This window comes from Uliginosibacterium sp. H1 (assembly GCF_036017065.1).
In the GTDB taxonomy this organism is placed as follows: Bacteria; Pseudomonadota; Gammaproteobacteria; order Burkholderiales; family Rhodocyclaceae; genus Uliginosibacterium.
Window position 1 is genome coordinate 1,453,424 of sequence record NZ_JAYXHR010000002.1, and the last position, 10,770, is coordinate 1,464,193.

At 67.5% G+C, this 10,770-nt stretch carries 11 protein-coding genes; 4 read left to right on the forward strand and 7 right to left on the reverse strand.

Features of this window, described 5'->3' with window-relative positions; translation table 11 throughout:
* Positions 1 to 4: 4 nt before the first annotated feature.
* From VVD47_RS16270 to VVD47_RS16280, 3 genes are read left to right on the forward strand one after another with little or no spacing between them, the layout of a single operon-like run.
* Positions 5 to 490 (forward strand): YbjQ family protein, encoded by a 486-nt coding sequence (locus VVD47_RS16270; protein ID WP_327604539.1) that lies wholly within the window; start codon positions 5 to 7, stop codon positions 488 to 490.
* Between the two features lie 7 nt (positions 491 to 497).
* Positions 498 to 1,349: a M48 family metallopeptidase gene (locus VVD47_RS16275; RefSeq protein ID WP_327604540.1), complete on the forward strand. Its 852-nt coding sequence runs from the start codon at positions 498 to 500 to the stop codon at positions 1,347 to 1,349.
* A gap of 12 nt (positions 1,350 to 1,361) precedes the next feature.
* A complete protein-coding gene (locus VVD47_RS16280) occupies positions 1,362 to 1,841 on the forward strand; it encodes a GNAT family N-acetyltransferase (protein WP_327604541.1) in 480 nt (159 codons plus the stop codon).
* Here VVD47_RS16280 and VVD47_RS16285 read toward each other — a convergent pair.
* The 5 genes from VVD47_RS16285 to VVD47_RS16305 all read right to left on the reverse strand — a co-directional run bounded on the left by VVD47_RS16285 (position 1,805) and on the right by VVD47_RS16305 (position 8,194).
* Entirely contained in the window at positions 1,805 to 2,899 is a 1,095-nt protein-coding gene (locus tag VVD47_RS16285; protein ID WP_327604542.1) for an FIST signal transduction protein, read from the reverse strand. The genes VVD47_RS16280 and VVD47_RS16285 overlap by 37 nt on opposite strands.
* Complete coding sequence (locus VVD47_RS16290; RefSeq protein WP_327604543.1) at positions 2,896 to 3,309, reverse strand: PhaM family polyhydroxyalkanoate granule multifunctional regulatory protein; 414 nt, start codon at positions 3,307 to 3,309, stop codon at positions 2,896 to 2,898. The genes VVD47_RS16285 and VVD47_RS16290 overlap by 4 nt, the downstream gene beginning before the upstream one ends.
* Before the next feature lie 82 nt (positions 3,310 to 3,391).
* A complete protein-coding gene (locus VVD47_RS16295) occupies positions 3,392 to 5,308 on the reverse strand; it encodes a hybrid sensor histidine kinase/response regulator (protein WP_327604544.1) in 1,917 nt (638 codons plus the stop codon).
* Positions 5,305 to 6,234, reverse strand: coding sequence for an ABC transporter substrate-binding protein (locus VVD47_RS16300; RefSeq protein ID WP_327604545.1), 930 nt, complete (start codon positions 6,232 to 6,234; stop codon positions 5,305 to 5,307). The genes VVD47_RS16295 and VVD47_RS16300 overlap by 4 nt, the downstream gene beginning before the upstream one ends.
* 10 nt (positions 6,235 to 6,244) lie before the next feature.
* Positions 6,245 to 8,194 (reverse strand): TonB-dependent receptor plug domain-containing protein, encoded by a 1,950-nt coding sequence (locus tag VVD47_RS16305; RefSeq protein ID WP_327604546.1) that lies wholly within the window; start codon positions 8,192 to 8,194, stop codon positions 6,245 to 6,247.
* 186 nt (positions 8,195 to 8,380) lie between these two features.
* Here VVD47_RS16305 and VVD47_RS16310 point away from each other — a divergent pair, with 186 nt between their 5' ends.
* On the forward strand, positions 8,381 to 9,034 hold the full coding sequence (locus VVD47_RS16310; RefSeq protein ID WP_327604547.1) for a response regulator transcription factor: 654 nt from the start codon (positions 8,381 to 8,383) through the stop codon (positions 9,032 to 9,034).
* Positions 9,035 to 9,069: 35 nt separating this feature from the next.
* Here VVD47_RS16310 and VVD47_RS16315 read toward each other — a convergent pair whose 3' ends face one another.
* Entirely contained in the window at positions 9,070 to 9,768 is a 699-nt protein-coding gene (locus tag VVD47_RS16315; RefSeq protein WP_327604660.1) for a hypothetical protein, read from the reverse strand.
* 34 nt (positions 9,769 to 9,802) lie between these two features.
* Positions 9,803 to 10,606: a class I SAM-dependent methyltransferase gene (locus VVD47_RS16320; protein ID WP_327604548.1), complete on the reverse strand. Its 804-nt coding sequence runs from the start codon at positions 10,604 to 10,606 to the stop codon at positions 9,803 to 9,805.
* Positions 10,607 to 10,770 lie beyond the last annotated feature (164 nt).

Genomic DNA, 10,770 nt, shown 5'->3' on the forward strand with positions numbered 1-10,770 from the left:
GCACATGGAAGGGTTGCTCCACGTCCTGTTCCAGTTCGCGGACCTCGTCGTCTTCGCCGTGCTGCTGGCGCTGGGCTACACGATCGGCCGCGCACGCGAGCTGAGCCACTTCAAGTCGATCCGTCGGCGCGAGAAGGAGTACGCCGGCCGCGTCGCGAGTTTTGCCAGCCGCTATCCGCCCTCGCCGCAGCAGCCGCAGGACTGCGTGCTGGTCAGCGGTTGCGTGGTGGTGGGGTCCGACTACTTCAAGCAGTTCGTCTCCGGCCTGCGCAGCTTCTTCGGCGGCCGCATGCGTGCGTATGAAAGCCTGCTCGACCGCGCCCGTCGCGAGGCCGTGCTGCGCATGAAGGAGGAAGCACTGCGCCAGGGCTGCACGCTGATCTTCAACGTGAAGATCGAGAGCACCAACATCACCGGTGGCAACCGGGGTGCCCTGCCGGCCGTCGAGGCCTTTGCCTACGGTACCGCGCTGCGCCCGCCGCGGGGCTGATGCGTCCATGCGCTACGAGCATCGTCAGCCCGTCGAAGACCGGCACACCGACGACATCCACCCGCTGCATGAATTCGCCTGGCTGCTGATCGGCAGCCTGGTGCTGCTTGCTGCCGGCGTCGTCCTGGCCGGCTGGTTCGCGGGCGAAATCGCGGCACGCCTGCCTTTCCACTACGAGCGGGACTATGCGGCACCGCTCACCCGTCACTGGGAGGAGGCGCGGCTGGCCCCTCCCGCCTACGCCAGCCGGGACGCCCTGCGGCAACTCGGCACCCGCGTGGCACGTGACATGGGAATGCCGGCGGACATGTCGGTCAGCATCCACTACCTGGATGAGGATGTCCCGAACGCCATGGCGACGCTGGGCGGCAACGTCTTCGTGTGGCGCGGACTCATCGCGCGGCTGAAGAGCGAAGATGCGCTGGCTTTCGTGCTCGCCCACGAACTGGCCCACGTCCAGCTCCGCCATCCGATCACCGGGCTGGGGCGTGGCGTCGCAATCGGGACGCTCACGTCGGTAGTGTCCGCCGGCCTGGGCGGCAGTCTGGGCGCGGACGGCATGGGGCGGGCGAGCACCTTGCCCTTGCTCGACTACAGTCGTGAGCAGGAACGGGCGGCCGACGCCGCCGCCCTGCAGGCCGTGGCCCGGCACTACGGCCACCTGGGCGGCGCGGCAGAGGTCTTCGCGCTGTTTGCCAGCCTCCAGCCCGCCGGTGACGAGGCGCCGGCCTGGCTGCGGACCCATCCGCACACCGCGGAGCGGGCCGCCTTTGTAACGGCACAGGCCCGGGATCTGGGTGTTCCTGCGCAAGGCACGCCCACCCCGCTGCAAGCGGCCTTGCAGCTCAAGGGCCTCTGAGCGGACCGTCACATGCAGCTCATTCCGGTCATGGATGGCGTGCTGCAGCTACCGGAGGTCTTCCGCTCCCCTTTCCTGCGCCGGCTCTGCGAAACCACGCTCGCCCTGCAGCGTGGCACCGGCGCCGGTGCGCCATGGCTCGGCTACCTGGCGGAGGAGGGCGGTGAGATCGTCGGGAGCTGTGCCTTCAAGGGGCCGCCCGCGAAGGGGCGGGTCGAGATCGCTTTCGTGACCTTCGACGGCAATACCGGTGGCGGCCTGGCGACCCGCATGGCGCAGGAGCTCATCGCGATGGCGCAACGGGAGGTGCCGGGCATCCAAGTCACTGCACGTACCCTGCCGCAGGCCGGGCCGTCGACGCGCATCCTGCAGAAGCTTGGCTTCCGCCAGGAAGCCACCGGCGCATTCGCCCGGCAGGGCGCCTCATGGGAATGGGTGCTGCCGGCAGCGGTGGCTCAGAAGAACAGCGTCAGCGCGCCGGTAAAACCGTAGAGCCGGTTGCCGACGATCTCGCCGCCAGCGAAGAAACCGGCCACTGGAAGGTTGCCGAAAGCGTCGCCGATCATTTCCACCTCGCTGTCGTCGCGCTCGAACATCGCGCCGCCGCGGCCTGCGCAACTGATGTACAGGCCGGCGGCGGGCACGCCCGGGCAGGCCTCGCGCAGTTCCTGCAGCATGCGGCGGAGGTCTTCGCGGGCGCTGTGCTCGTCACGGCGGACGAACACCAGGTGCTGGCCGGCCTCGATCCCGTCGTTGATCGCCAGCGCGCCTTTCTGCAGGTCGATGCCGACCACGCTGCGTACGGCGTAGTGGCGACGGTCTTCGCTGGAAGACGCCAGCCCGACCAGCAGGCTGCGGCTGGCACGGCGCAGGTCGGCGCCGAGCAGGGGGCCCGCGGCTTCGCGGTAGACGTCCAGCGCCGGACGACCGTCGATCCTGTCGATGATGTGTTCGTGCGCTGCGGTGACCCGCCAGCTGCCCGGCAGCGGCGCGTAGCCCTGGCTCATGGCCGTCAGCACGCGGATGCGTGAGTCGAACGCCACCCCCGACATGCCGCCGGTAAGCGGTTCGTCGCCCGCGAACTGCCAGGCCGTGCCGCGCGCGCTGGCAAGGCCGCCAGCGAGCGTGCCCGCGCGGATCTTGGTGGCCATGTCCTGCACCAGCTCGCTCATGTCGGGCGTGGCCGGGTCGGCATGCACCACCGCGCCATAGGCGGCGAAATCGCGTGACAGCGGGGCGCGACCGGAGAACACGCGGTAGCTGTCCTCCGGCATCTGGCCGATGAGTACCGACAGGCCGGGCGAGTCGATCTGCGCCTGACCGCGGCCGATCACGCCGACGCCGGTGGAGCCCACCCAGTTGTCGATGCCGGTTTGCGCGCGCAGGCGCCCCAGGATGTCGCGGGCGGCGTGGGCGTACTGGTCGGCGATGTACAGGAATCCCAGGTTGGCCTGCGGCGCGAGCGGCCCTTCGAGCTGGGCGAGGACTTCCTCGACGGCTTCGCGCCAGTCTGCCGAGAAGGCGATTGCGCTGGCGAAGCGGCTGCTCATGCCTTGCGGTTGCCGCGGCGCGGCCTGGTGGCGGGGGTGTCGTCCTCCGGCGGCGCGTCTTCCGCGGTGGCATCGGTCGCGGGCGGGGTCATGCCGGCGAACGGCCAGGTCCACAGCGCCGGATTGGCGAAAGGATTGACCGGCGGCTCGCCAGTGGTGGCGTCGGGCTGGCTCATGGCGCGTACGGCGGCCAGCGTGGCCCGTTGTACTTCCAGGCCCTGCACCGTCATCTGCAGCATCGACAGGTTCATCTTCAGCCAGCCTTCGACGGCTCTCAGGTCGGTGATGCGGCGATCCAGTTCATCCACGTCCAGCGTAGGGGTCACCATGCCGGGCAGGCCGAAGCCCATGTTGCCCCACATGCGGCGAAGGAATTCGAGGGGATCGCCGGGGTTGTTGTCGCTGCTCATCGTGGTGATTCCTTGTGAAGCGCCGGCGTGGCCGGATGCTGCAGGGTCGGGGTGGGGCCGGGGGTCAGGCGTGCAGCGCGCATCATACGCCGCGCGTGTCGTCCCGCCAGGCGAGCAGGTGGATGATCATCGCGCGCAACTTGGCGGGGCGTACCGGCTTGTGCAGCAGCGGGATGCCGTAGTCGATGGCGCGCCGCAGGGTCTCGGGGCCGGTGTCGCCGGACAGCAGCAGGGCGGGGACGGTACGACGGTAGCGCGCCCGCACGGCGTTGATCAGGGTGAGGCCGTCGTACTCGCCGGGCAGGCGGAAGTCGCTGACGAGGATCTGCGGCTCCACTTCGGCCTCGTTGAAGGCGTCCAGCAAGGCATCCAGCCCGTCGGCGGCGACCACGTAGCAGCCCCAGGCGCGCAGCAGGCCGGCCAGGCTCTGCTGGGCCAGCGCGTCGTCGTCCACCACACCGACCACGCAACCCAGCAATTCGTGATCCGGCTGCAGGGCATGCTCACGCGTCGCGACCGGGCTGGCCACCGGGATGTCGACCCAGAAGGTCGAACCGCGACCGGGTAGGGAGTGCAGGCCGATGTCATGGCCCATCAGCAGGGCGAGGCGGCGGACGATGGCGAGCCCGAGTCCCAGGCCCTTGCTGCGGTCGCGCGCCGGGTTATCGAGCTGCACGAACTCCTGGAAGATGGATTCCTGCGCCTCCGGCGGAATGCCGATGCCGGAGTCGCGGACTTCCAGGCGCACCGTGTCGCCGCGCTTGCGAGCCACCAGCAGCACAGAGCCGCGCGCGGTGTAGCGCAGTGCATTGCCCACCAGGTTCAGGATGATGCGCTCGAGCAGCAGCGGGTCGCTGTGGACCCACAGTTCGGTGGGACGCACGCGCAGGCGCAGTCCCTTTTCGCCGGCGGTCTGCTGGTAATCGGTGTTGATACGCTGGAACAGCGGAGTCAGCGAGGTCGGCTGCGGGTTGGCGCTGACCACGCCGGCATCCAGCTTGGAAATGTCGAGCAGGCCGTTGAGGAGGTTCTCCATCGCTTCGGCGGACGCCGCGATGCGTTCGATCAGCGCGCGGTTCTGCTCGTTGTGTTCCTTGCGCGCAAGGTCGGCGATGAACAGCCCGAGCGCGTGCATGGGCTGGCGCAGGTCGTGCGAGGCGGCGGCGAGGAAGCGGCTCTTGGCGAGGTTGGCGCGCTCGGCTTCGTCGGTGCGCTGGCGCAGCTGGTCGGTCGCCTCGGAGACGCGCTGCTCCAGTTCGTCGCGCGCCACCGCCAGGCTCGCGGCCATGTCGTTCACGCCTTCGGCGAGCCGGCGCAACGACCCCCCGCCCGTCACCGGCACGCGGGTGGCCAGCAGGCCGCGGCCGATGTCGGTGACTGCCTGCGCAATGCCGCGGATCGGTCCGCTGACCGACTGGCTCATCAGCGCGGCGAGCAGCACGCTGGCTGCCAGCACCACCGCCAGCGTGCCCAATGCCGCCAGCATCTGGGAGCGCTTGCGGCTTTGCAGTTGTTCCAGCGAGACCAGCACCACCACTTCGCCCAGCGTTGCATTGCCGGCTGGCCGCTCGCTGGTGAGGATGTAGGGGTCGTCCTCGACGGCCGGCGTGCGCACGACGGGTTCGACGATGCGCAGCATGTCGCTGCCTACCTGCTCCACCCGCGCGGTGCCGAAGCTGCGGTCGGAGGCGTGGGCCTGCAGGCCGGACACGGCCATCAGGGTGCGTGCGCTGTCGAAGATCGCCACGCCCTGCAGGTCGTTGTTGGCCATCGTGGAGGCGGCCAGCCGGTCCAGCACTTCGCGGTTGCCGGCGAAGAGACCGTACTCGGACGCCGAGGCCAGTTGCCGCGCCAGCGCGGTGCCGCGCTGGACGAGGGCATCTTCCAGGTCGGACAGGCGCGAGAAAGTGAGCAGCAGGGTCAGCAGGATGCCCAGCGCCAGGGTGGGCACCAGGGCCACGAACAGCACCCGCGTGCGGATGTCCCAGCGCAGGTTCATGGCGTGCGCTCCAGGCGTTCCAGTTTTTCCTTGATGTTGGCTTCGCTGTCGAGCTGGTAGCCCAGGGAACGGGCCACGTGCGCATTGACGCCCACCAGGAAGTGACGCGGATACTGCGGCGCCGGCAAGGCACCACCACTCAGCACGCTGCGGGCGATCTCGCCGCTCTGCGTGCCGAGCTGGGCGGGCGTCGAGTACAGCGCCAGCATGGCCCCGGCTTTCACGTAGCTCTGCGAGAAGCCGACCACGGCGACGCGCATGCGGTAGGCCGACAAGAGGATGTTCGGGATGGTGCTGGAGTTGAACACCGAGCCGTCCGGCGTGGCCAGCAGGACGCCGCTGTCGGTGAACATGCGCTGCAGCGCGGGGACGATGTCGAACTCGGTGTTGACGTTTTCCTGCTGTGCCTTGAGTTTGCGCTCGCGCGCGACCTGCACCAGGCGGGTGACACTGTCACGGCTGTCCCGGCCGGCGAGCAGGCCGACCTTTTCCTGATCCGGAATGGCGACGCGCAACAGGTCCACGTAGCGCGCCGGAGGCTGGTCGACGAACACTGCCGAGATGCGCCGTGTGTCGGCTGCCGGTCGGGCGCCGATGATGCGGTCGAAGCTGGTCTTCGGCAGCAGCGAGAGCAACAGGGGGGTGCGGACATCGCGGGCCGCCATCTGCTGGGCTGCGCGACTGCCGACAGCGATGACCAGCTGCACTTCGGGCAGCGGCTTGTTGCCCAGCTGCTCGCCGTCGTAGACCTGTACGTCCAGGCCGGCATCGCGACGCAGTTCGGCGCGCAGGGCTTCGGCAAATTCCTGATAGGCCTGCGAAGGCTCCGACAACACCAGCGCGACACTCCCCGCCGCCTCGGCCGCCGTCACGGCAAGGCAGGCAAACAACGCCAGGAGGAGGGAGAGCCGGCGAGCGAGGCGCATGACGGCGGGTTCAGAACTCCACGCTGAGGCCGCCGAAGAAGCGGCGGTCGAAGTAATAGCGGGGCTTGAACTCCTGGTTGTCGGGGCCGAGGTTCTGCCCCACCAGGAAGACTTCGGACTTGCTGCCGGCGAGGCGGAATTCGTAGCCGAGGCGCACGTCCAGGCGGTGGTAGCTGTCCAGCTGGGCGTCGGTGTTCTGGCCCCAGCGCATCGCGTTGTAGTGGTAGAAGCTGGCCGAGGTGTTGATGCTCCACGGCCAGCGATGGCTGGCCGTCAGCACGGTTGCGATGTGCGGCGCCGAATCGGCCATGTTGTCGTCGGAGCTGTGGATGTTCATGTAGTTCTGGCCCAGCGATACCCAGGTGGTGGGGCGTGGTCGCCACATCAACTGGTACTCGATGCCGCGCATGTGCGCGCTGGTCGAGTTCGCGAAGCTGTAGATCAGGTTGGTGCTGGTATCGATCTGCGTGCCCGGCGGAAGTTGTGCGCGTGTCTCGCGGATCAGCTTGTCGACCTTCTCGTCATAGGCGCGTATGTCGATGAGCGTGTGGTATGCCTGCGACTCCCACACGTAGCCCAGCTCGACCGCGGTGATGCGCTCCGGGTCGAGATCGCCGGCGGGCCGGTAACGCCAGCGCAGCAAGCGGTTGTCATAGACGACGCGCAGGTCCGACATTTCTTCGTATGGCGTGGGGGAGCGGTAACCGCGGCTCCAGGCAAAGCGCAAGGTCTGGTCTGCAGCGGGATGGTAATTGACCGCTACCCGGGGGGACGCCTTTGTGCCCGAAAGAGAAGTGTTCTCCACCATCAGCCCCAGGTTCAGCAGCCAGCGTGCGGTGGCGCGCCATTCGAGGTTGCCGAAGGCGCGCAGGTGGTCCATGTTGACCTCCTCGCGCTGATAGAAGGACTGCGGGGCTTCCAGCGTGTCCTGGCGGGCGCCGAGGCCCCATACCACCCGTGTCGTCTCCGCCAGACTGGCGATGTGCTGGAACTCCACGTCGTCGCGGGTCGAGTGCGAGCCGAAGTCCGTGTAGAGCGGCAGCATCGCGGGCCAGCCGAACAGCCTTTGCAGCTGGGACGGCACCGGGGTCGGAATATCGAACCGGTCCTTGGTGCGCTCTTCCTGGTGGTAATAGGAGAGCATCAACTCATCGCCGCCGTTCAGGGTGTGGCGGAAGCGCAGCAGGCCATAGCTCAGGGTGTTCTCCTGCTCGCGTGGGGGATCGCGCGAATCCGTGGCATAGCCACGCAGCGTGGTGGCGATGTTGCTGCCCAGGTGCGCTTCGATGGCGGAACTGGCACTGAGGCGCCAGTCCGCGCGCATGTCGGCGAGCTTTACACGCCTGCCGTTTACCCAGCCGTCGAAGCCATCGTCGCGTTGCTGGCTGGCACGCAGGCGGAGGCCGACGTCACCCGCCTGCACGGTGCCTGCAACGGAAAAGTCGCTGATGCCGTCGTCGCCAGCCTGCGCCTTGGCGGCAAATACAGGGGAGCCCAGCGCGCTGCGAGTGGTGATGCTCACCACGCCAAGCAGGGCGTTGGCGCCATAGGCAGCGGTGTTGGTGCCGCGGAAGACCTCGATGCGTTCGATGTCGTCGATCGAGACGCCGAGCTGGTTCCACTCGATGCCACCGAGCAGATAGGGCGAATACACCGATCGCCCATCCACCAGGACCTGCATCTGGTTGGAGCGGTCGCGGGTGAGACCGTGATAGCTGGCCACCGGGTAGCTGCCATCGACGACCGTGGACATGAAGCCCGGCACCAGCCGTAACAGCTCGGCGACGTCGCGCAGACCGGACGCGCGGATCTGCTCGCGGTCCAGTACCGTCACTGCGCCGGGTGCGTCCACCCGCGGCTGCGCCAGGCGCGAGGCCGACAGCACCACCGGCAGTTCATCGATGTAGGGCGACTCGTCCTGTGCCTGTGCCTGCCCGCAAACCAGCGCTGCGGCGCACAAACTAAGTAGTTTCCTTGATGTCATGAAGCTGTTGCCCTGAGTCGATGCAGAAGCTTGCCAAGGCCCGGCAAGCTCGGCAAGGCGGGCATTGCGGCAGATGTGACGCCAGCCGCGCAAGGCGTGAACGCCTGCCGACTTGCCGCCGTGATATTCTCATTCCGATTTCATTTTTTTCCTCGCAGCGCCGTGACGGAAGACACCCGCATCCTGGTGATCGAAGACCACACCCTGGTACGTGAAGCCATGGTGGGAGCCTTGTCGCATCTTGGGTTGCACAGCACCTTCTTCCAGGCTGCCAGTGGCCAGGACGCGCTGGCGATGATCGAAGCGCAGCGCGAGTTTGATCTCGTGCTGGTCGACCTCATGCTGCCCGACATGAGCGGATTCTCGCTGGTGTCAGTGCTGGCTCATCGCTTTCCGGAGATACCGGTCATCGTGGTTTCCGCGCTGACCGACGAGGCTTCGGTGCGGCGTGCCCTCAAGGCAGGCGCTTCCGGCTTCATCTCGAAGACGTTGTCCACCGAGCAGCTGGTCGAGGCCGTGCAGACGGTGTTGCGCGGCGAAGTGGTGGTGCCGGACCCGAACAGTGGCGCGCCGACCCGCAGCGCGCCGCGTCGCCGCAGCGTCGAGTCGATCGCCGAGCAGTACGGCCTGACCGCAGCGCAGACGCGGGTCATGGAGCTGATGGTGGAAGGGCGCACCAATCGCGAGATCGCGGAGCTGCTGGGGCTGGCCGAAGGCACCGTCAAGGTCCATTGCTCGGCCATCCTGCGGGCGCTGGATGTCCCCAATCGCGCCCAGGCACTGGTGGTGCTGGCGCGGCAAGGCTTGCGCGGCTGAGTGCTGGCCGGGCGTCTGCCCGGCTCAGTTTGCCCTCAATGACGTGTTTCGGTCCCCGCGATCAGGCTGCGCGGGGTGGGTGCCGCACTGCCTGCAGAGGCCTCGGCCAGGGCATCGGACACTTTCTCGTCGTCGTCCTCCACCAGATTCATGACCTGCCGAGCCAGGCCGCGTGCCGCGTTGTTCAACGGTGTCGGCAGATTTTCCGGTGGCTGTGTTTGCAGCAATAGTTTCGACGAGGAGATCGCCCATACCGGCGGCAGGATGCGCGCACGCATTTCCTCCGGCATCGTCTCGATCAGGCGGTTGGCGGCATCCTGCGCCCATTTGTTGCGCGGCCATTGGGACGGTACGGCATAGGCGCGGGGAAAGAGCTCCAGGTCGTGCATGACGATGCGCAGGTCCTCGGCAGAGTCCCGAAAGGGCAGCAGCACGACATCGCTCATCTCGTACAGCGAGATGTCCGTCTCGGTACGGTTTGCACCGCCGTCCAGCACGCCCACCCATCCGCGCAGGTCGCGCAGTTTGTCCACGACCTTCTCCCGCGCCTCCGGTGAGCGGGCATCGGCCAGCACATACCGGCGGCCTTCGGGGCGCAGCGGCTCACGATACTCGTCGGTCATGACGCAGGCCGCGCGCCGGCCCAGCAGCGTGAGCCCGTGGCACAACAGGTGGGTCATGGTCGTCTTGCCCGAGCCCCCTTTCGTGCCAATGATGCAGATGATTGCCGACATACCCTGCCTCCAGTCCATGCCCAACAAGAAATCGTCACCTGTTTACGGCAGGCGGCGGGAATGCTTCAGCGGGCGCGGCCACGCTTGCATCGCCGTCCAGGCCGGCTGCGTTTGCCTGTCTGCCACCGCGACCCGGGATGCGATAGCAATAGAGAACGCTGCCGCGTGTGTCGCCGACCTCGACCCGGTCCTCCGGTGCCGCTCCGGGAATCGCGAAGCTGTTGCTGACCAGCCAGCTTCCCGGACGCATCTCGCGAACCGCTTTCCGCCACAGGTCACCCATCGGCACGGGGGACAGGAAGGCATACACGACGTCGTAGCCGGCCAGCGAGTGTTTCCAGAAATCGCCGCGTACGAGATGCAGTTGCGGCAGCTTGCGCGCCAGCCAGCGTGACAGGACATAGGGAGCGGGGGCGCTCTCGATGCCGGTGAGCGCCCAGTCGGGGCGCAGCCGGGCCAGTCGGGTGAGCAATGAGCCCGTTCCGCTGCCAATGTCCAGCAGCTTCACGGTGCCTTGGGGCGGCAACCAGGCTGCCAGCTTGTGGACTGTGATCCGGTTGGAGAGGAACAGGGGTACCTGGGTACGGAAACTGCTCCAGTAGATGAGCGCCAGCGCTGCGAATCCGGACAGCCATAGCCATGCCGGTATCGAAATTCCGACCGCCAGAACAATCAACGGCATGAATCCGAGGTGGATGGCGGTCCACCAGCGTGGGCAGCGCAGACCGATCGACACGAGGGCTGCAGCCAGGCCTTGCAGGCAGGCCAGTTCGAGTGCGCCAACGGGCGGCAGCACGCCGCTTCGGGCAAGCAGGAAAACCAGGGCGATGCCGGCCACCTGGATGAGCAGGGCCTTGAGGGCTGGGGGCATGAAGAACCTCTCAGGAACCCCTTATGGTGAGGCTTGCCGTTCGCCGTGATGCCCGAAGCAGGGGTCACAAAATCTCGGCAATCTTGGCTTGACTCTCGCTTGTTCGATCGCTATAGTGCCGTGCTCCGCGT